This is a genomic window from Flavobacterium hydrophilum (assembly GCF_003202405.1).
Taxonomy (GTDB): Bacteria; Bacteroidota; Bacteroidia; order Flavobacteriales; family Flavobacteriaceae; genus Flavobacterium; species Flavobacterium hydrophilum.
Genome location: NZ_QJHL01000007.1, coordinates 88,113 through 110,541 on the forward strand (window position 1 = coordinate 88,113; position 22,429 = coordinate 110,541).

16 protein-coding genes are annotated in these 22,429 nt (G+C 33.2%); 9 read left to right on the forward strand and 7 right to left on the reverse strand.

The window, feature by feature from the left end; genetic code table 11:
- Positions 1-24: 24 nt before the first annotated feature.
- The 5 genes from DMB68_RS21230 to DMB68_RS21250 are packed head-to-tail and all read right to left on the reverse strand — an operon-like array spanning position 25 to position 3,319.
- The gene (locus tag DMB68_RS21230) at positions 25-843 is read right to left on the reverse strand and encodes a TPM domain-containing protein (protein WP_110348640.1); all 819 of its coding nucleotides are present in this window, start codon (positions 841-843) and stop codon (positions 25-27) included.
- Positions 844-846: 3 nt separating this feature from the next.
- Positions 847-1,284 carry a TPM domain-containing protein gene (locus DMB68_RS21235; RefSeq protein WP_110348641.1) on the reverse strand — a complete coding sequence of 146 codons (438 nt, stop codon included), beginning with the start codon at positions 1,282-1,284 and terminating at the stop codon, positions 847-849.
- A gap of 60 nt (positions 1,285-1,344) precedes the next feature.
- On the reverse strand, positions 1,345-1,929 hold the full coding sequence (locus DMB68_RS21240; RefSeq protein WP_110348642.1) for a LemA family protein: 585 nt from the start codon (positions 1,927-1,929) through the stop codon (positions 1,345-1,347).
- A gap of 33 nt (positions 1,930-1,962) precedes the next feature.
- Entirely contained in the window at positions 1,963-2,295 is a 333-nt protein-coding gene (locus DMB68_RS21245) for a MerR family transcriptional regulator (RefSeq protein WP_110348643.1), read from the reverse strand.
- A gap of 46 nt (positions 2,296-2,341) precedes the next feature.
- On the reverse strand, positions 2,342-3,319 hold the full coding sequence (locus DMB68_RS21250) for a M23 family metallopeptidase (RefSeq protein ID WP_110348644.1): 978 nt from the start codon (positions 3,317-3,319) through the stop codon (positions 2,342-2,344).
- 268 nt (positions 3,320-3,587) lie between these two features.
- Between DMB68_RS21250 and alaS the strand changes: the two genes are divergently transcribed.
- A complete protein-coding gene (gene alaS, locus DMB68_RS21255; RefSeq protein WP_110348645.1) occupies positions 3,588-6,224 on the forward strand; it encodes an alanine--tRNA ligase in 2,637 nt (878 codons plus the stop codon).
- Between the two features lie 199 nt (positions 6,225-6,423).
- The gene (locus DMB68_RS21260; protein WP_110348646.1) at positions 6,424-6,801 is read left to right on the forward strand and encodes a GxxExxY protein; all 378 of its coding nucleotides are present in this window, start codon (positions 6,424-6,426) and stop codon (positions 6,799-6,801) included.
- A gap of 101 nt (positions 6,802-6,902) precedes the next feature.
- Here DMB68_RS21260 and DMB68_RS21265 read toward each other — a convergent pair whose 3' ends face one another.
- On the reverse strand, positions 6,903-8,648 hold the full coding sequence (locus DMB68_RS21265) for an ABC transporter ATP-binding protein (RefSeq protein ID WP_110348647.1): 1,746 nt from the start codon (positions 8,646-8,648) through the stop codon (positions 6,903-6,905).
- A 300-nt stretch (positions 8,649-8,948) separates the two neighbouring features.
- Here DMB68_RS21265 and DMB68_RS21270 point away from each other — a divergent pair, with 300 nt between their 5' ends.
- The 7 genes from DMB68_RS21270 to DMB68_RS21300 all read left to right on the forward strand — a co-directional run bounded on the left by DMB68_RS21270 (position 8,949) and on the right by DMB68_RS21300 (position 20,708).
- The gene (locus DMB68_RS21270) at positions 8,949-9,692 is read left to right on the forward strand and encodes a hypothetical protein (RefSeq protein ID WP_110348648.1); all 744 of its coding nucleotides are present in this window, start codon (positions 8,949-8,951) and stop codon (positions 9,690-9,692) included.
- A gap of 226 nt (positions 9,693-9,918) precedes the next feature.
- Entirely contained in the window at positions 9,919-10,869 is a 951-nt protein-coding gene (locus tag DMB68_RS21275; protein WP_110348649.1) for a GSCFA domain-containing protein, read from the forward strand.
- Positions 10,870-11,068: 199 nt separating this feature from the next.
- Positions 11,069-16,171, forward strand: coding sequence for a translocation/assembly module TamB domain-containing protein (locus DMB68_RS21280; RefSeq protein WP_110348650.1), 5,103 nt, complete (start codon positions 11,069-11,071; stop codon positions 16,169-16,171).
- Positions 16,155-18,470: a translocation and assembly module lipoprotein TamL gene (gene tamL, locus DMB68_RS21285; RefSeq protein WP_110348651.1), complete on the forward strand. Its 2,316-nt coding sequence runs from the start codon at positions 16,155-16,157 to the stop codon at positions 18,468-18,470. The genes DMB68_RS21280 and tamL overlap by 17 nt, the downstream gene beginning before the upstream one ends.
- A gap of 104 nt (positions 18,471-18,574) precedes the next feature.
- Positions 18,575-19,057 carry a 3'-5' exonuclease gene (locus DMB68_RS21290; protein WP_110348739.1) on the forward strand — a complete coding sequence of 161 codons (483 nt, stop codon included), beginning with the start codon at positions 18,575-18,577 and terminating at the stop codon, positions 19,055-19,057.
- A gap of 88 nt (positions 19,058-19,145) precedes the next feature.
- On the forward strand, positions 19,146-20,417 hold the full coding sequence (locus DMB68_RS21295; RefSeq protein ID WP_110348652.1) for a DUF2851 family protein: 1,272 nt from the start codon (positions 19,146-19,148) through the stop codon (positions 20,415-20,417).
- A 63-nt stretch (positions 20,418-20,480) separates the two neighbouring features.
- A complete protein-coding gene (locus DMB68_RS21300; RefSeq protein ID WP_110348653.1) occupies positions 20,481-20,708 on the forward strand; it encodes a PspC domain-containing protein in 228 nt (75 codons plus the stop codon).
- Between the two features lie 62 nt (positions 20,709-20,770).
- On the opposite strand, the gene DMB68_RS21305 is transcribed toward DMB68_RS21300, so the two are convergent.
- A complete protein-coding gene (locus DMB68_RS21305; protein ID WP_110348654.1) occupies positions 20,771-22,219 on the reverse strand; it encodes an amino acid permease in 1,449 nt (482 codons plus the stop codon).
- Between the last annotated feature and the right edge of the window lie 210 nt (positions 22,220-22,429).

Below are 22,429 nucleotides of genomic sequence, written 5' to 3' on the forward strand. Positions count from 1 at the left end.
AGGACAAAACCTGAAACAAAATTTCTACCAGCTGCCACTTGAACCCCCTCCGGAGAATCCGCCACCGCCAAATCCGCCACCGAAGCCACCGCCTCCTGATGATCCTCCGCCGAAACCTCCAAATCCGCCTCCGCTGCTTCTGCCAAGACTGCTTAGAAGAATGACATCCATGAGACTAGGACCTCCCCCGTTATTATTGCCTGAATTTCCGCCGCCTCGTTTATTTCGGGACACTAAAATTAATATAATTACAACAATAACAATAAATGGAAGGATTGGAAAATCTTTTTCTTTATTTTGCTTACGTTCGCCTTTAAATTTTCCTTTAAAAACATCAATTATAGCATCGGTACCTTTGTCTAGACCGTTATAAAAGCTGCCTGCTTTAAACTCGGGAATAATAATATTTCGAATTATGGTTCCGCCAATTCCGGCAGTTAAACGATCTTCAACACCATATCCGGGATTTATTGCAATCTTTTTTTCATTTTTGGCCAATAGAATGATAACACCATTGTCATCTTGTTTTGTGCCTCCAATTCCCCAAGTTTGTCCCCATTTTGTGGCTAACTGACTTACATCTTCTCCTTTTAAACTTTCGATTGTAATAACTACAATTTGAGTTGTGGTAGAATCTGAATAATGAATTAGTTTTTCCTCTAATTGTGTTTTTTCGGAAGCACTTAAAACATTTGCATAATCGTAAACTGAAGTTTGTTTTTCGGGTATTTTGGGTATTTCAAACTGGGCAAAGATAATATTGCAGGTAAATAGCGCTATAAACAAAAAGGTAAACTGAAAAATTCCGTTGGAATTTGATATTTTATTTTTGGAAATTTTCATTATTTATCCTTTTGATATTTCGTTAGATAATTCGTTTGTGTTACCTTCAGTCCAAGGAAAGTATTTTTTTAATTGCTGACCGGCATTTAAAATTCCATCAACAATTCCCTGTTTAAATTTACCGGCTTTAAATTGTCCTGTCATTTTGTCTTTGGTGCAATCCCAAAAATCATCCGTAACAAGATCATTTATGCCTTTATCTCCGCAAATAACAAAGTTTTTGTCATCAACTGCAAAATAGAATAAAACCCCATTTTGAAGTTGGGTTTCATCCATTCGTAATTCATGAAAAACTTCTAAAGCTCTGTCAAAATGAGCTTTAGAAGTTGTTTTTTCTATATGTACTCTAATTTCGCCAGAAGTATTTTCTTCAGCCTCGCGAATTGCCTCGATAATTTCCTGCTCTTCTTCTTTGGTTAAAAAATCTTCTACTTTTGACATTTTGAGTAATTTTAGAGTTTAGATTGTTGATTTTAGATTTTTATTACTGTCTAAAATTTTTTAGAATTTTACTTCAACCGGTTTATCAGCACCTGTAGAAGCTTCAAAATAAGGTTTTTCTTTGTATTCGCTTAAGAACCAGTTATTAGGAATTTTTAAAACATATCCGTTATAAACCTGAACAGATTCATTAAAGCGTGTTCTTGCAGTTAAAATCTGGTTTTCAGTACTTGCTAATTCGTCTTGCAACTTTAAAAAGTTCTCATTGGCTTTTAATGTTGGATATTGCTCAACAGAAACCAATAATTTTGATAATGATGAAGTTACTCCACTTTGAGCCTGATTGAATTGCGCTAATTGTTCCGGGGTTACATTACTAGGATCAATAGTTACAGAAGTTGCTTTTGCACGTGCTTCGATTACGGCTGTTAAAGTCGATTTTTCAAAATCAGCAGCACCTTTTACAGTATTTACTAAATTCCCAATAAGGTCATTACGTCTTTGGTAAGCTGTTTGTACATTTCCCCAATCTTTATTTACAGCCTGACTGTGTTGCAAAGCAGTATTTTTAATTCCGATTGACCAAAATGCGATAATAGCAATAAGCGCTACAATAATTCCCACAGGGATTAACCACTTTTTCATATTTGTTTGATTTAAGTTTATTTCAATTTTTAATTACAATTCGTTTTTAATGTCTGTCAATTGTGTTTTGATGGTCTCTAATTTACGTATTATTTCGAATTTATCTAATGTTTTCTTCTGACCTTCTTTTAAATGTGTTTTAGCGCCTTCAAGTGTAAACCCTCTTTCTTTTACCAAATGATAAATCAATTGCAGGTTTGTTATATCTTCAGGCGTAAACATTCTGTTTCCTTTGGCATTTTTTTTTGGTTTCAGGATATCAAATTCGCTGTCCCAAAATCGTATCAAAGACGCATTGACATTAAAAGCTCTGGCGACTTCGCCAATGCTGAAATATCTTTTATCTTTTGAAAGCTCAATATGCATGTTTTTTTGTATCTAATTTATTTCAAAAATAATACTTTTTACAGTATTAATCTAATGATTGGTTTTCCTGGTTTGCCATATGGGAAATTGCCACATATTCTGTTGCCGAAATATTTCCGTAATAGAAATTCAAAGGGTTCACCACTTTTCCGTCTTTATGAACTTCATAATGGCAATGTGGTCCTTCAGATCTTCCTGTACTTCCTACATATCCAATCACATCGCCACGTTTGACACGTTGTCCGGATTTGCAGTTGTATTTGCTTAAATGTGCATAAAGACTTTCATATCCAAAACCGTGCCTGATGACTACATGGTTTCCAAAGCCGGATGCAGAATTGTCAGCTCTTGCCACAATGCCATCACCGGTAGCATAAATGGGTGCTCCTGTATTAGCGGTGAAATCCATTCCGTTGTGCATTTTTCGCACTTTTGTGAAAGGATCGATCCTATATCCAAAACCGGAAGCTATACGTTTTAATTTTTCATTTTGTACTGGCTGAATGGCAGGGATAGCTGCTAATAAGTTCTTTTTTGTACTGGCCAGCTTCAAAATTTCATCTAATGATTTTGATTGGATAGTCAGTTCTTTCGAAAGCTGATCAATTCGTTTAGTGGTATTCAGTACTAATTGCGAATTATTATAACCTTCTAAATCCTTATATCTTTTTAAGTCTTTAAAACCGGATTTTCTAATAGAATCCGGAATTTCGGACTTGTTAAAATAAGTCCTGTAAATATTGTTATCCCGATCTTCTAAGGCCTCGGTCACATCATCAATTTCATCCATTCTCTTGTTTAAAATCGCATATTGTAATTTTAAATTCTCAATTTCACGTGCCTGCAGACGGTCTTTTGGCGTTTCAAAATAAGGTGTGTTAATCAAAAGTACAAATACTAAAAAGCCAAACAACGCCGAAGCCAGCAAAAACAGGAATCCGTAACCAATTTTAATTCTCTTTTTGGTTTTTATTTTCGTATACGCCAGATTTTCTGAGTCGTAATAATATTTTACTTTCGCCATATTTTAAAATACCCTATTTTTGCAGCTTGTAAAATCAGTTAGTCGAACAAAATTACTAAATGTTTCAGTTGTTCGGGGCTTTTTTTAAAGAACAAAATTAATTAGATAATTGGAGCAATTAGATAATTAGATAATGCGCAAAATAAGGAATTTATTGTTTTAAATAATAAGTTTTTTAATTTCAATTTTAAAATGAGCGCATCATCAAATGAACTAAATAATCTAAATAATCTAATTTTCAAATTGACACATTATCTCATTATAAAACATGAAATCACAAGACGTACGTAAACAATTTCTGGACTTTTTTAAAAGCAATGGACATTTAATTGTTCCATCTGCTCCAATCGTGCTAAAAGACGATCCAACCCTTATGTTCAATAACTCGGGAATGGCCCAGTTTAAAGAATTTTTCTTAGGAAACGGAACTCCAAAAAGCCCAAGAATAGCCGATACGCAAAAATGTCTTCGTGTTTCGGGAAAACATAACGATCTTGAAGATGTAGGTTTTGATACGTATCATCACACAATGTTCGAAATGTTGGGTAACTGGTCTTTCGGCGATTATTTCAAAAAAGAAGCGATTAATTGGGCTTGGCAATTATTGACAGAAGTTTATAAAATTCCTAAAGAAAATCTTTATGTTTCTGTTTTTGAAGGAAGTAAAGAAGATAATGTTCCATTTGACCAGGAAGCCTGGGATATCTGGAAGACTTTAATTGATGAAGACCGAATTATTCTTGGAAATAAAAAAGATAATTTCTGGGAAATGGGAGATCAGGGACCATGCGGACCTTGTTCTGAAATTCACGTTGATTTGCGTCCTGAATCTGAAAAAGCATTAGTTACAGGAAAAAGCCTTGTAAATAATGATCATCCACAGGTTGTTGAAATCTGGAATAACGTATTCATGGAATTCAACCGTAAAGCGGATAGTTCATTAGAAAAACTTCCTGCGCAACACGTGGATACCGGAATGGGATTTGAGCGTTTGTGTATGGCTTTACAGGGAAAAACATCAAATTACGACACTGATGTTTTTACACCGCTTATTGAGAAAGTAGAGCAAATTACAGGTTTAAAATATACTTGTGATGAAATTAAAAACATCAGTGAAGAACAAAATAAAACGAACATCGCGATTCGTGTAGTGGTAGATCACGTTCGTGCAGTAGCATTCGCAATTGCAGACGGACAGCTGCCATCTAACACGGGTGCAGGTTACGTAATTCGTAGAATCTTGCGTCGTGCAATTCGTTACGGATTTACATTTTTAGGAACAAAAGAACCTTTTATCAATAAACTGGTAGAAGTTCTGGCCAACCAAATGGGAGAATTTTTCCCGGAAATTAAATCCCAGCAACAATTGGTTACCAATGTAATCCGTGAAGAAGAAGCTTCTTTCTTAAGAACGCTTGATCAAGGATTGCAATTGTTAGAAAATGTTGTGACTGAGACTTCTGAAAAAGAGGTTTCCGGAGCTAAAGTTTTTGAATTGTATGATACTTTTGGTTTTCCAAAAGATTTAACGGCTTTGATTCTGAAAGAAAAAGGATTCTCTTATAATGAAGAAGAATTCGAAGTTGAATTACAAAAACAAAAAGCGCGTTCTCGTGCGGCTTCTGAAGTTTCTACGGAAGACTGGAAAGTTTTGATTCCCGGAAATGTAGAAACGTTTGTGGGCTATGATAAAACGGATAATGAAGTAAAAATTACCCGTATCAGAAAAGTGGATTCTAAAAAAGATGGTATTTTGTACCAAATCGTTTTAGACAATACGCCTTTTTATCCAGAAGGAGGAGGACAAGTTGGTGATAAAGGAATATTGGTTTCTGCAAACGAAACAATCGAAATTATCGACACTAAAAAGGAAAGCAATTTGATTTTGCATTTCGCAAAACAGCTTCCTGAAAATGTAGAAGCAGGTTTTGTAGCAAAAGTAAATACCGATTTAAGAACGTCAACTTCAAAAAATCACTCGGCTACACACTTGATGCATTTGGCTTTGAGAAGTATTTTAGGAACGCATGTTGAACAAAAAGGTTCGTTGGTAAATCCAAATTATTTACGTTTTGATTTTTCTCATTTCAGCAAAGTTTCTGACGAAGAAATTAAACAAGTTGAAGCTTCTGTAAACGCTCAGATTGAAGCACAATTGCAATTGACAGAACATAGAAATATTCCGATTAAAGAAGCATTGGATAAAGGTGCAATGGCTTTATTTGGAGAAAAATACGGAGACAATGTTCGTATGATTGAGTTTGGTGACAGTAAAGAATTATGTGGAGGTATTCACGTAAAAAACACGGCAGAGATCTGGCATTTCAAAATCATTTCTGAAGGTGCAGTTGCAGCCGGAATTCGTCGTATTGAAGCAATTACCGGTGATGCAGTGAAAAACTTTTATGTAAATCAGGAAAATACTTTAGCAGAGATAAAAGAAACGCTTAAAAATCCGCAGGATATTTTAAAATCCGTTGCATCACTTCAGGATGATAATGCAAAACTGAAAAAACAAGTTGAGCAATTATTAAAAGAAAAAGTAGGCGCATTAAAATCAGAATTAGAAAAAGATTTCCAAGAAATAAACGGAATAAACTTCCTTGCAAAACAAGTAGATTTGAGCATGGTTTCTACGAAAGATTTAGCTTCTGCTTTAGGAAGTTCAAAACCGGATTCTTTTGTGTTTTTAGCTTCTGTTGAAGATGGTTTACCAAATATTCACTGCTATATTTCTAAAGAATTGATTGCAAGTAAAAGCTTAAATGCGAATGCAGTTATCAAAGAATTGGGTAAATACATTGAAGGAAATGGGGGAGGACAGCCTTTCTTCGCATCTGGAAAAGGTAAAAATGCTGCTGGAATTGCTGAGGCTTTGGCTAAGGCAGTTGATTTTGTGAAATAAATTTTTTAATCTCGCAAAGACGCAGAGTCGCAAAGTTTTTTTAAGCTTTGCGGCTTTTTTATTGTACTAATTTTATTGCTAAGATTTTTTTGAAGTAGAAAGTGTTTTTAATCTCACAAAGTCGCAAAGTTTTTTTTAGCTTTGTTGCTTTTTTATTTTGGAAGCTTATATTTGTAAGTTTTTACTTTAATTAATAATAATGAATAAAAACGAAATTTCGGCTGTTGTTGTCGACGTTTGTTATAAGATACATGTAAAATTGGGTCCGGGGTTGTTAGAATCGGTTTATGAGGCTATTTTGCATCATGAATTAACAAAAAGAGGGTTGAGTGTAGAAAGACAAAAAACGTTGCCTGTTATTTGGGATCAAATAAATCTGGATATTGGATTTAGAGCAGATTTAATAGTTGAAAATAAAGTAATCTTAGAAATAAAATCAATAGAACAACTGACAGATATTCACGCAAAACAAGTGTTGACATATCTTAAAATCACAAAAATGAAATTAGGTTTACTAATAAATTTCAATGTGCCAATAATAAAATTTGGTATCAAAAGAGTAGTGAGTAATCTCTAATAAAAACAAAGAGTCGCAAAGCATTAAAAAAACTTTGCGACTCTGCGTCTTTGCGAGATTAATTATGCGTAAAGAGGGAACTATTAACTTAGCAACCTAGATCACTTACGCTCCCCAATCTGCTGTCGCCACATTGCATAATATAAACCTCTTTCTGCAATTAAATCATCATGTTTACCATGTTCGATAATTTTTCCTTGTTCCAAAACAAAGATTCTGTCAGCATGCATTACGGTTGATAATCGGTGAGCAATTAAAACTGTAATTCTGTTTTTGTCGGATATATTACGAATTGTTGCATTGATTTCCTCTTCGGTAATAGAATCCAAAGCAGAAGTAGCTTCATCAAAAATCAATAAATTCGGATTTCTTAAGATGGCTCTGGCAATTGACAGCCGTTGTTTTTCTCCACCAGAAACTTTAATTCCGCCTTCACCAATTGTAGTATTTAAACCGTCTTCTGCACGAATTAATAATTTTTCACAGCTGGCTCTTTTTAAAGCATCATACAAATCTTCATCGGTTGCATTTGGTTTTACAAATAGCAAATTCTCACGAATTGTTCCTGAGAATAATTGTGCATCCTGAGTGACAAAACCTAATTGTTTTCTTAAGTCGAGTAAATCAATTTCTGTGGAATCAATATCATTATACAAAACCTGACCTTCTGCAGGTGTGTATAATCCAACTAATAATTTTACTAAAGTTGTTTTTCCGGAACCGGATGGGCCAACAAATGCTACGGTCTGGCCTTGTTTGATTTCAAAATTGATATTTTCTACGGCTTTAAATTTGGCTGTTTTGTGCTGAAAACTTACATTCGAAAATAATAAAGACTGAATTGCACCAACATGTTTAGGTGTTTTAGGGCGGAATTCTTTTGGAGCATTTAAAAGAATCCTGAAATTTTCCATGGAAACTTTGGTTTCGTTAAGGACTATTATAAAGTTCCCTAATTCCTGCAAGGGACCAAAAATAAAAAAGGTGAAAAATACCATGGTAAGTAAATCTCCCACAATAATTTTTCCTCCAAAAAGAAAATAATATAATGTAAACACAACACAGGTTCTTAAAAAGTGCACCGTTGTCCCCTGAATAAAACTCAAACTTCTGATAAAGCGGACTTTTTCTAATTCAAGATGCAGGATCTTAAAGGTATTTAAGTTCAAACGCTTTTCTTCCTGATATGTTAATCCAAGACTTTTTACAAGTTCTATGTTTCTTAAACTTTCGGTTGTGGAACCAGCCAGTGCATTGGTCTGATTTACAATTTTTTTGGAAACAATTTTAATTTTTTTACCCAGATAAGAACTTACCAAGGCAATAATTGGAGCCGTAATTAAAAAGATAAGCGAAATACGATAATCGATTCGGGCAATATAAATAATGACGAAGACAAATCCGATAATCGTTTGAAAAATAAGCGAAATTGAAAGTGTAATCAGTTTTTCGGAATCAGAACGCACTTTGGTGAGTTTGCTCAGAGTTTCACCGCTTCGCTGATCTTCGAATTCGGCATAAGGTAAGTCGAGTGATTTTTTAATTCCGTCAGTATACATCTGAGCACCTGTTCGCTGAATAACAATGTTAGTAAAGTAATCCTGGAAGTTTTTGGTAATTCTTGATATCATCGCAGCACCAAGAGAAAGCCCAAGCCAGAAAGATAATGATTTGATAAACCCTATTTCGTTACCTTCATATTTGTGCAGGCCAACGCCGCAATCCTGCATTAATTTACCGGTAATAATCGAATCTGATAAACTGAAACAAATGTTTATAGTTGCCATAATCAAAGCAAAAAGCAAAAGCATTTTATGTTTGATTATATAAGAATATAATAATTTCATATTTTGAATTTTATTTTAGGAAGGCTACAAAAGTAGTGAATAGATTTGCTTTGTAAAGCTGATTTTGGTGTATTAAAAAGTTAATTTTTTAAACTGGATTTAAATTTACACAATTAACGAATTCTCTTTAAAAGATTTTATGTAGATTAATAATTTACTTACAACTTTGTTTTTTAAAAGGTTATATAATTAATGTTAGTAAATAATTATTTTTGAGTTTTTATTGTTAATTCCAAGTAGGTTTTTGATATTGATTTTAGTTTATTTGTAGGAAATATTAATGACCTAAATCTATTAAAAATGAAAAAAATTTTATGCCTTTTTGGTGCTTTGACTTTTGCACTAACTTCTTGTTCAAGTGATGATGATTCATCTTCAGATTCTTCAGATTTGGTATTGTTGAAAAAAACTATTTCTACGGATTCAGATGGAGAAAAAGTGACCACAACTTATAAATATAATGGGGATAAAATTGTCAGTATAACGGATGATCAGGGAGAATTTAACCGTTATTTTACTTACACAGGAGATTTGATTACCAAAATAGAATATAAACTTCCTAACGGGACAGTTGATCAAATAAATACATATCAGTATGATTCAAGTAACAGGCTAATTTCATTTGTGAGAGTTGAACCTTTGGATGAATGGGGAAATAAAGAGGTTTATACGTATAATACTGATGGAACGGTTTCAATAAAAGAGTATATAGGAGATGACAAAACCCAAACTGAGCTTAATGGAGAAGGAAAAGTAACTTTTACTAATGGAGAAGCTACTAAAATTATTATAGATTATGGGCCAAGTAGAAGCTATATCTATGACGATAAAAACAATCCGATGAAAAATGTTTTAGGATATGATAAATTAGGTTTTGAAGATAGCGAAGCTTCAGGTACATTACATAATATCGTTTCTGAAAAAGATCTGGACTATGATGAAATAACAGCTACCTATATTTTTACATATAATCCTTCCGGATATCCTACAAAAAGTGTTGAGGACGAAGAGGGAGAAAAAGCTACAGTTGAGTATTTTTACTAATTAGATGATCAAAAATTACAGAAGTCCAATGTTTAAGCATTGGACTTTTTTTAATAATTCCCCAACAGAACAAAAGCAATTTGGAGAAGGTGGAAATTTAAATGAAACAGTACAATATGCTTATTAGCTTATAGAATTTAAAGTTTATATTAAAAGACCAAATACTTTTTTATTTGGTCTTTTGTTTATAAGAAATGATCGAAATTTGTTTAAAATAGAAATTATTATGCAATTCAGAACCCAAATTCCAATTTCAAAAAGCAGCACTCAAATCGATTATAATTCGAAGTTACTTTCTGTTGGTTCTTGCTTCGCAGAAAACATGGCGTCCAAATTTGATTATTTTAAATTTCAAAATGAAACAAACCCGTTTGGAATTATTTTTAATCCGGTTTCAATTGAAAAATTATTCAGAAGAGTTTGTGAGCAGGATTTCTATCAGGAAAAAGACGTTTTTTTTCACAACGAACGCTGGCATTGTTTTGATGTACATTCAGATTTAAGTAACTCTGATAGGGAAGAATTACTGGAAACATTAAATAAGACAATTGCCGAAACTCACAAATGGTTAAAAGAAACAACTCATATTATTATCACCTACGGAACTTCCTGGATTTACAGAAATGCAGAAAGCGATCAAATTGTTGCCAATTGCCATAAAGTTCCTCAAAAACAATTTACAAAAGAATTATTAAGTGTTAATGTAATACAAGAAAGCATCCAAAATACAATTGAACTGATACGGAATTTAAATCCGAACATACATTTCATTTTTACCGTTTCTCCGGTGCGACATATCAAAGATGGTTTTGTAGAAAACCAATTAAGTAAATCGCATTTGTTTACCGCTCTGCATAAAACCATCAACCACCAACCACCAACTGTCAACTATTTTCCTTCCTACGAAATCATGATGGACGAACTTCGTGATTATCGTTTTTATACAGAAGATATGCTGCATCCCAACCAAATTGCGATTGATTATATCTGGAAGCTTTTTAGTGAAAGTTATATTTCAGAAGGTAGTCTTTCTATCATGAAAGAAGTTGATGAAATTCAAAAAAGCCTTCGTCACAGAAGTTTTAATCCGGAATCTGAACAACATATAAAATTTTTAGAAAAGTTACAACAGAAAATGAAATCACTGAACGAAAAGTTACCTAGTATAAAATTCTGATATACTGTTTAATGAATTGGTTATAAATATATTCTATACGGATTTTTGTGAAGCAGAAATTAACTATTCACAGTGAAATTTTAGAATAAATGCATGGAATTATGTAAATTGTTAAAGTAAAATTTTACAATTTTTGTAATTGGGTAATTCTGCCATAAACTCAAGTACAAATTTTAACTCTAATGTGTTTTATTGACATATGAATAAAAAGACAATTCATTATTTTAAAAAAACACTACGTATTCTGCTTTGGTGCGTGGGTTCTGTGGTTGCACTTTTATTACTTCTAATTATTTTAATCCAGATTCCTTCCATACAGAATTTTGCTAAGGATAAAGCCATTACTTATCTCCATGATAAGATTAAAACTAAAGTTTCATTAGATCATATATCAATCAAATTTCCAAAAGATGTAGTGCTGGAAGGTTTTTATTTTGAAGACCAGAAGAAAGATACTTTATTGTCAGGAAAACGTCTGGAAGTTGATGTTGATCTTTTTAAACTGATCAGCAGTGAACTCGAAATCAATTCTGTTTCTCTTGAAAATGTAAAAGCCAATATCTCCAGAAACAAGAATGGCGTTTTTAACTTCGATTATATCATTAAAGCATTCGAATCAAAAGAACCAAAAGTAGATGATCCCGATGCTAAACCTTTTAAAATATCGGTTGTAAAAGTCAATCTTGATAATGTAAAATTCAACTTCAAAGATGATTATGCTAAAAATGATATTCGGGTAAAACTAACTCATTTTGATACAAAATTCAACAAATTCGATCTGGATAAAATGGACTTTGATATTCCGAATATTGATCTGGACGGATTGAAATTAGTATTGAATCAGGATGTCGTAGAGAGAATTGCCGAAGTTTCAATAAAAACAGTTGATACTATTTCGAAGCGAAAAGATTTTAAATTAAAATTAGATAAAATCAGTTTATCCAAAATTGATGTTTCCTACGATAACAAAGATTCAAAACTGGATTCCGGAATAAAATTAGGCAATCTTGAACTTACAGTTAATGAGGTTGATTTAAACAAACAGCTTTTGGATTTTGAAACTTTCGAACTAAAAAATCTAAGAGGAAATCTAAGACTCGGAGCCAAAGACAAACAAATTAAAACTCCTGATTTAGATTCAACTGCAATTAAACAGTCAGGCTGGAAAGTAAAACTTACGGATGTTGATATCCAAAATATAGATTTCAAATTTGATGATATGCAGTCAAAACCTGTTCAAAAAGGAATTGATTACAGTCATTTGGATTTGGATAAATTCAATCTAAAAGCAGATAAATTATATTATGCAAACGATACGATTTCGGGAAATATCAAAGCACTGGCGGTTGCAGAAAAAAGCGGACTAAATATTCAGTCCTTAAAAACAGACTTTTTCTACGGTCCTAAAAATGCATATTTGAATAATTTATATCTAAGAACGCCGCAGACACTTGTTAAAGATAAAATCAAAGTGGAGTACAAATCGATTGCCTCGCTGAAAGAAGACCTAGGAAACCTTTCAGTTGATGCCAATCTGAGTCAGTCCAAAATTGGATTTAAAGATATTTTGCTTTTTGTTCCGGATCTTCAAAAACAGAATCCGTTTAAAAGTAATCCAAATGCGATCTTGTATCTAAACACCCGTATAAACGGGAAAGTAAAAGATCTGAACATTCCTAAGTTTGAAATGAGCGGAATCGGAACGACAAAAGTTTCCCTTTCGGGGAAAATAAAAGGACTTCCGGATGCTCAGAAATCGTATTATGATTTGGATATTAAAAACCTTTCAAGTACATCAAAAGACATTAACACTTTTGTACCGGCCGGAACAATCCCAAAAAATATTCAATTGCCATCACAAATTAATTTGAAGGGAAAATTTAAAGGTTCGGTTCAGAACTTCAAAACTAATCTGGCTTTAAAAAGTAGTTTCGGAAATGCAAAAGTTGACGGTATGTTTGATCAGCGTATTAAAAACCGTGAAAGATACGATGCTTCAGTAAGCCTCACAGAATTTGATTTAGGAAGATTAATCAAAAATGATTCCATCGGAAAAATTACGCTTAAAGCAAAAGTTAAAGGAAATGGATTAAATCCAAAAACAGCAAATGCAGCAATTGATGGTTTAGTGCAGAAAGCCGTTTTTAACAGATATACTTACAAAGATTTAGCTTTAAAAGGGAATATAGAAAACGGTTCTTTCGCGGTAAAATCCGGAATGAAAGACCCAAACCTGAATTTTGATTTAACAGCAAGCGGAGATACCAAAGAGAAATACCCAACCGTAAAATTAAAACTCAATCTCGATATTGCTGATCTTGAAAAACTGAATCTTCATGCCGGCCCGATGAAACTCCGTGGAAATGTTGATGCAGATATTACCAACAGTAATCCTGATTATTTAAACGGAAAAGTATTTCTTTCGAATATTCAGATTTTGCAGAAAGAGGAACCCATTGTTTTAGATTCCATCAGAGTTTTGGCTTTCGCTGACAAAGACAGCAATTCGATAAAAATTTCATCCCAGTTTTTAAAAGCAGAAGTAGTCGGAAAGTATAAATTGACAACTTTGACTACAGCAATTAAAAAGTCAATTTCTAAATACATTGATCTTAAAAATCCAAAAGTAAATGCAGAATCAGATGAACAGCGACTGGCTTTTACTTTAAAAGTAGATAATGATCCAGTTTTGTTTAAATTAATTCCGAAACTTACAGGCTTAGAGCCTTTAACTATTACAGGAAATTACAATAACCAAACAGATTCCCTCCAGGTTAAAGGAACGATTCCAAGAATTGTTTATGCGGAGAATATTATTTCTGACGGAAAAATAAATATTGAAGCGAAAGAAAATGCTTTAGAATATTCGATTTCTGTGGCTACAATCGAAAGCGGATCGATAAAAATTCCGTTTACGAGTTTATCGGGCCAGATAGAAAACAATATTTTGACTTATGCGCTTGAAGTAAAAGATACAAAAGATAAGCAACAATATTTTATTGCAGGAGAATTTAAGGCAGAAGACTCTAAAAATATTTTTAAAATCGATGCTGAAACATTTGTTCTTAATTATGAAAAATGGAATATCGATCCTGAAAACACGGTTGAATTTGGTGATAAAAGACTTTATATCAATAAGTTTTATTTGTCTAATGCAGGAAATGAATTGAAAATTCAATCGCAGGGAAGTAAAAATAACGCACCATTACAGGTTGATTTTGTGAATTTCAAAATCGAAACCATTCTGAATATGGTTAAAAAAGACAAGCTGCTGATGCAGGGCTTGATAAATGGTTCTGCTGTCGTAGAAAATGTCATGACAAACCCAACTTTTACATCTGATTTAAAAATTGATGACTTTACTTTTAAAGGAGATAAAGTCGGAGATCTTGAAGTAAAAGTCGACAACAAAACGAATAAAACTCTAGCAGCAAATGTACAATTGACAGACGAAGGAAACGATCTGAAACTTGACGGTGATTATAAAATTGACACAGGAACTTTTGATTTGAATGTTGCTATCAATAAACTTAATATCAAAAGCATTCAGGGTTTCAGCATGGATAATATTTCAGAAGGAAGCGGTTATTTGTCAGGAAATTTTAAAGTTGCAGGAACTACCAAAGCGCCACAGATTAACGGTGAATTAAATTTCAATGATGCGGCTTTCAGGGTTACACAGCTTAATTCATACTTTAAGATTGGAAAAGAAAAAATCACCTTTAATAATGAAACTATTTCGTTTGACAAATTTTCTCTGTTAGACGAAAATGACAATGAATTATTTGTAGACGGAACAATCAAATCGGCTGATTTTACCAAATTTGATTTTGATCTTTTGGTTCAGGCAAATGATTTTAGAGCTATTAATTCTAAAGCGAAAGACAATGATCTGTTTTATGGGGATTTGTTTTTGGATACTAAATTAAACATAAAAGGGAATCTGGACAGTCCGGTTGTTGATGGTACAATCAAAATTAATAAAGAGACAAAATTTTCAGTTGTATTGCCGCAGTCAGATCCTTCGATTGCAGACAGAGAAGGAATTGTAGAGTTTGTGAATGAAGATAATATGTATCTAAAACAAACAATTGATTTGCAAAATGAGCTTAATAAGTCGGAATTGAAAGGAATGGATGTGAATGTTGCCATTACAATCGATAAAGAAGCCGAGCTGAATTTAATTATCGACAAAGGAAATGGTGATTATTTGAAATTAAAAGGAGAAGCCGAACTGGTTGGAGGAATAGATCAGTCAGGAAAAACTACTTTGGTTGGAAAATATGAGTTTTCAGACGGTGCTTATGAAATGAATTTCAACGGAATAAAAAGAAAATTTAATATTCAGAAAGGAAGTTACATTACCTGGAACGGAGAACCAACGATGGCGAATGTAAACATTACGGCAATATATAAAGTAGATGCTGCACCGATTGATTTATTAGGGACCCAGCTTTCAGGCGAAAGCTCCACTATCAGAAACACTTACAAGCAAAAACTTCCTTTTCAGGCGTTGTTAAAAATGAAAGGTGAATTGATGAAGCCTGAAATTTCGTTTGGAATTGAGCTTCCTGAAGGAAATTACGATGTTTCAACAGATGTGGTAACGCTTACCCAAACGAAACTGAAACAATTAGAACAGGATCCGGCGGAACTTAACAAACAGGTTTTTGCCCTTATTTTATTAAACCGATTTGTAGGCGAAAATCCGTTTGCCAGTGAAAGCGGCGGAGCTAGTGCAGAATCAATTGCCAGACAAAGTGTTAGTAAGATTTTGTCACAACAGCTGAATAATCTTGCCAGCGAATTGGTAACTGGTTTTGAAGTGAATTTCGATTTAGAATCTACAGAAGATTACACTTCAGGAACCATGGAAAACAGAACCGATTTAAATGTAGAAGTTTCTAAAAAATTACTCGACGACCGATTGAAAGTAACCGTTGGAAGCAGTTTTGGAGTTGAAGGTCAGGAGCGTGCTAATGAAGAAAGTACTAATATAGCCGGAGATGTTGCCCTTGATTATCAACTTACCAAAGACGGACGCTACATGGTTCGTGCTTATCGAAAAAACCAATATCAGGTGGCTGTTGAAGGTCAGGTGGTAGAAACCGGAGTAGCTTTTATAATTACGATGAGTTATAATAAATTCAGAGAGCTTTTTCATCGTACGGAGAAAGAAAAGGAGTTGATTAGAGAAGAAAAACTTCGTAAGGAAAAAGAAAAACAAAAAAAGAAAGAAAAGAAGGAAAAAGAGGAAAACCAACCCGAAAATCAAATTGAAGGAAATGAACAAAAAACGTAATCATATAGAAAAACAATATGTAAAGTATTTTGTACTGCTGTCTTTATTTTTTGCTTTGGGATGCAGCAATACAAAATATTTACCTGAGGGAGAATTATTATATACAGGAGGATCTGTAACCGTAAAAGATTCTGTAATAAAAAGAAAAGACAGAAAAGCACTGGAAACAGAAATGGAGGGTTTACTGCGCCCTAAACCCAACAAACAAATTTTGGGATTACGCCCTAAATTATGGATTTATAATATAGCCGGAGAGCCCAAAAAAGAAAAAGGGTTTCGGTACTGGCTTCGAAATAAAGTGGGTGAGCCGCCGGTTCTCTTCAGCAAAGTTGATTTAGATTATAATGCTTCTGTTTTACGAAATTTTTCTGAAAACAGAGGATATTTTAAAACACGTGTAAGCGCTGATTCAACCGTTAGAAATAAAAGAGTGACAGCAGAATATACCGTTTTGCCTAAAAAACAATACATCATAAAAAGCGTAACATTTCCGGATGACTCATTAAAAATGTCCAAAATAATTGCCAGATCAAGCCGACGAAGCCTTTTAAAAGTAGGAAAACCTTATGATTTGGATATTATAAAAGCAGAAAGGGAAAGAATCGATGCAAGACTAAAAGAAAGAGGATATTACTATTTTAATCCGGATTATATTCTCGCCAAAGTTGATAGCAGTAAAGGTGATCATGAAGTAAATATCAGACTGGTAATAAAAGATGAAGCACCGGTAAAAGCTTTAACAGCGTACAAAATTGATAAAATTTTTGTGTATCCAAATTATTCCCTGACCAACGATAGTGTGGTTTACAGAAAAAAGGATATTAAACACTATAAAGACTTTACTATAATAGATACGGCAAATACTTTTGAACCCAGAATTTTTGACAGGACGATTTATTTTAAAAAAGGGGATTTGTATAATAGAAAAGACCATAACCTAACCTTAAACCGATTTGTAAATCTGGGAACTTTTAGTTTTGTGAAAAATGAATTTAAGGTTTCTGACAGTATTCCTAAAACACTGGATTCATATTACTACCTGACATTGCTGCCTAAAAAGTTTATTCGTGTTGAGGTTTTGGGAAAAACCAATTCGGCGAGTTATACCGGTTCAGAAATTAATGTGAATTGGAATAACAGAAACTTTTTTCGCGGTGCAGAATTATTTACGTTTTCAATATTTGGAGGAGCCGATTTTCAGCTTGGAGGACCCAACAAAGGGAAAAACATTTATAAACTCGGAGCCGAAACCAGTTTGACATGGCCAAGATTTATATCACCTTTTAATATTCAGGGCAATAGTGAGTTTGTTCCCAGGACAAAAGCAACTCTGCGTTATGAATATCAAAAACGTACCGAATTATATGCCTTAAATTCGCTTAATGCTTCTTTTGGTTATTTATGGAAAGAAAATATCCGGAAAGAACATCAGCTTAACGTTATAGATATTACTTATGTTAGTCCAAATCATGTAACAGACGAATATTTAGCCGATATTAAAGAAGATGAAGCATTAGGGAAAGTAATAGAAAAGCAGTTGATTTTTGGCCCAACATACAATTATACCTATACGAATACGATGCAGAAACGCCGGAAAAATACCATCTATTTTAATGGTGAATTGGACTTGGCTGGTAATATAACAGGATTAGTTACTGGAGCAAATGTTAAGGAAGGTAATCAAAAAACGATATTTGATGTTCCCTTTAGTCAGTATGTAAAAATTAAAACAGATTTCAGGCATTATTTAAAACTCGGAAAAGAAAGTGAACTCGCCAGCAGAGTGATTTTAGGTGCCGGGTTTGCTTACGGAAATTCCACTACACTTCCAACATCTAAACAATTTGTGGTTGGTGGAACTAATAGTATCCGTGCGTTTAGAGCCAGAACTTTAGGCCCGGGTAGTTATGTAATTCCTGAAACGACAACCGATTATGTTCCGGATCAGTCAGCAGATTTGAAACTGGAGTTTAATACCGAATACAGGGCAAAACTTTTTAGTATTGTAAAGGGAGCTGTTTTTTTTGATGCAGGAAATATTTGGCTGTTAAATGCAGATTCAAACAAGCCTGGAGCAGAAATATCAAAAGATTTTATGAAAGAAATTGCTGTTGGAGCAGGAGTAGGCTTGCGTTTTGATGTGTCTTTCTTTGTTTTAAGAACCGATTTGGCAATCCCGCTTAGAAATCCTTCGCTGCCGGACGGACAGAGATGGGTAATTGATGATATAAATTTGGGAAGCAGTTCATGGAGAAAAGATAATTTAATTTTGAATATAGCGATCGGATATCCTTTCTAATTTATTCACTAATATTTTAATTTTATTTCATTAAAGTTTAAATTTGTACAATTCTAAAATTGCTTTCTAAATGGGCAATTTCAACTCTTTTAAACTTTATCAAATTGACTTTTACCACTATAGATTTTGAAACCGCAACAGCTTATCACCCATGTTCTGTTGGAATTGTGACCGTAGAAAACGGAATTATTACAGATGAGTTTGTGACTTTAATCAAGCCGCCTAACAATGAATATAATCCTTTTACAATTCAGGTTCACGGAATTTATCCTCGTGATACTGTTAATGCAAAATCTTTTTTACAGATTTATCCTGAAATCGAAAAACGTTTGAAAAATAAGGTTGTGGTGGCTCATAACGAAAGTTTTGATAGAAATGTTTTAATGAAATCAATGGCTTTGCATGGATTGCATTACGATGATTTAAATATTGCTAATCGTTGGGAATGTACTGTGAAAATCTACAAAGCAAAAGGATTAAAACCAACGAAGTTGAGTGATTGTTGCCGTGAAATGAAAATTCAGCTTAATCATCATGAGGCATTATCTGATGCAAGGGCTTGTGCAAAATTATATTTAATGAGATAAATTTATTTTAATAAACTTTAAAAATTGTAATATTAATACTATTTTTTAGTATTTTAGAGTATTCTAAACAATATTAAAGTCTAAAAAAATGAAAGAAGATTTCCTTCATTATCTCTGGAAGTTCAAAAAATTTGATACTCTGAATTTAAAAACAGTAAATGAGGAAGAGGTTACAATTATCAATACAGGAAATTATTTAGAACTTGCCGGCCCCGATTTTTTTAATGCACAAATTAAAATAGGAGATCAAAAATGGGCTGGAAATGTTGAAATACATTTAAAAGCCTCAGACTGGTATTTGCATCTTCATGAAAAAGATACAGCTTATGAAAATGTAATATTGCATGTTGTCTGGGAATATGATGCTGATATCTATAGAAGAAATAATGCAGAAATTCCGGTTTTGGTTTTAAAGGAATATGTTTCTCCTGAAACAATTTTAAATTATAATAATCTGAAGTCTCCCAAATCCTGGATATATTGTGAAAAACAGATTTCTAAAATACAAAGCTTTGTTTTTAAAAATTGGCAGGAACGTCTGTTTTTTGAGCGCTTAGAAAGAAAATCACAAGCAATTTATGATCTGCTTAAAGAAACTAATCAGGATTGGGAAGCTGTTTTATTTTGTTTATTGGCTAAGAATTTTGGTTTGAATACCAATGGAAATGCATTTTTGCAATTAGCCAAAGCAATTCCATTTTCAATTATCCGTAAAGAAAGTTTTGAAATAGAAAACCTCGAAGCCTTGTTTTTTGGTGCAACAGGTCTTTTGGACACAGATAAAGAAGATCTTTATTTCAAGGATTTAAAATTCAGATATTTTTATCTTTTACATAAATATCAAATTGAAAAAAATTATACAGAACCACTTCAGTTTTTTAAGCATAGACCGGATAATTTTCCAACTATTCGTCTTTCGCAATTAGCGGCATTATATCATCAGCATCAAAATTTATTTTCTAAAATAATTGAACTTAAATCTATTAATAGCATTTATAAAGTGTTTGATGTTTCCACAAGTTCATATTGGCAAAATCATTATCAATTTGACAAAGAAAGCCCAAAGAAAACAAAGTCATTATCCAATTCATTTATAGATTTGCTGGTAATAAATACAATTGTTCCTTTGCAGTTTGCCTATGCAAAAATGGTCAACGACTCAATTGCAGAAGACTTAATTTCAATTTTGGATAGTATTTCTCCTGAGAAAAACTCAATTATTGAAAAATTTAAATCCTTTGGAATTTCTTCTAAAAATGCTTTTGAAACACAATCTTTATTACAGCTTAAAAGTCAGTATTGTGATGTCAATGGTTGTATGAAATGTGCTGTTGGGATGGAATTACTTAAAAATAATTAGAGAATTAAGAAAATGTGTTAATTAGATAATTTTGTATTTTTGGACGAAATTAAACCCAATTTTATGTCACTCATTTTAAAACTGAAATTCTTTTTCGAAAAATACGGTTTTCATGTCTCATCCAGATTAGCTGATAAACTTGGAATGAGGGTAACAAATGTTCGGTTGTTTTTTATTTATATCTCGTTTGTAACCGCGGGTTTATGGTTTGGTGTATATCTTACTTTAGCTTTCTGGATTAAGTTAAAAGACTTAATTCGGGCGAAACGAACTTCAGTTTTTGATTTGTAAATAAAAAAAAGGATTATAAAGTTTTTAGCTTCATAATCCTTTTTTTTATTTTATAAATGATTCTATTCCGGATTGTTCAATTTACTATTTTTCTTTCCGTATAGAAAATAAATAACAACTCCTAATGCCATCCAGATTACAAGCCTTGCCCAGCTTTCGTTTGGTAACGAATACATTAAAGCAAAACAGATGACAATACCCGCGACAGGAACAAAAGGAACCCATGGAGTTTTAAATGCTCTTGGTGCATCCGGCATTTTCTTACGCATCACCATAACACCGATGCAAACCAATACGAATGCTAATAAAGTTCCGATACTTACCATATGACCTAAGTCACTTACAGGAACAAGTCCGGCAAATAAACTAACAAATATTAAGAAGAAAAGATTCGTTTTCCATGGAGTACGGAATTTTGCATGTATTTCGCTAAAGAAAGGAGGCAGTAAACCATCTTTACTCATAGTGTAAAATACACGGCTTTGTCCCATTAACATTACCAGCATTACAGAAGTATAACCAGCTAAAATGGCTACAATTAAACCGGTTTGTAAAAAATCATATCCCGTAACAGCAAAAGCAGTAGCTGCTGGTTTTGCGTCTCCAGCAAACTTATAATAAGGAACCAGTCCAGTCATAACATGAGAGAATAATACATATAATAAGGTACAAATTATTAAAGAACCTAAAATACCAACTGGCATTCCTTTTTGAGGATCTTTGGCTTCTTGTGCCGCAGTCGATACGGCATCAAAACCAATAAAAGCAAAGAAAACTGTACCGGCTCCGGCGGCAATTCCTGACCACCCAAATTTTCCGAATACACCAGTGTTTTCAGGAATGTATGGAGTGTAGTTAGTTGTGTCGATAAATTTCCATCCTAAAACTATAAAGATGATAACCACTGCAACTTTTACAACAACCAGAATATTGTTTATTGTAGCAGATTCTTTTGTTCCTTTAATTAATAATAAAGAAAGTAACGAAACAATAAAAATTGCCGGCAAATTAACAATACCGCCCTCTATTACTGTGCCATTACTTAAAGTCAATTTTTCCCAGGGAGAACAAATTAAATCAGGAGGAAGATGAATATTAAATTTAGCAAGAAGTTCAAGAAGATAGCGTGACCAGCTCACTCCAACTGTAGCAGCTCCTAAAGCATATTCTAAAACCAAATCCCAGCCAATAATCCAGGCCATAAACTCTCCCATGGTTGCATAAGAATAGGTATATGCACTACCGGCAACAGGAATCATTGAGGCAAATTCAGCATAACAGAGACCTGCAAATGCACATCCTACTGCAGCTAAAATAAATGATAGTGTAACTGCGGGACCAGCATGGTCTGCTGCGGCAATTCCTGTAAGCGAAAATAGCCCTGCTCCAATAATTGCTCCAACTCCAAGTGCAACAAGCGAACGTGAAGATAAGGTTCTTTTTAATCCTTTTTCAGATTCGGATGCTTCACCAAGCAATACCGAAAGAGGTTTAGTTTTCCAAATTGACATACTATTATATTGGTTTATTGTTATTAAGCTCCAAATGTATTCTTTTTTATAAAAAATAAAAACAATTATGTGGTTTTAAGTTATAAAATATTTATTTTTTTGTTGAATAAGATAAGAAAAGCGCTGTGTTATCTCCCATCTGTTGCGCTTTTTGTAACAAATATAAATTGATTCTAATCTAAAAATATTTTGAAAGATGTATTTTCTTAA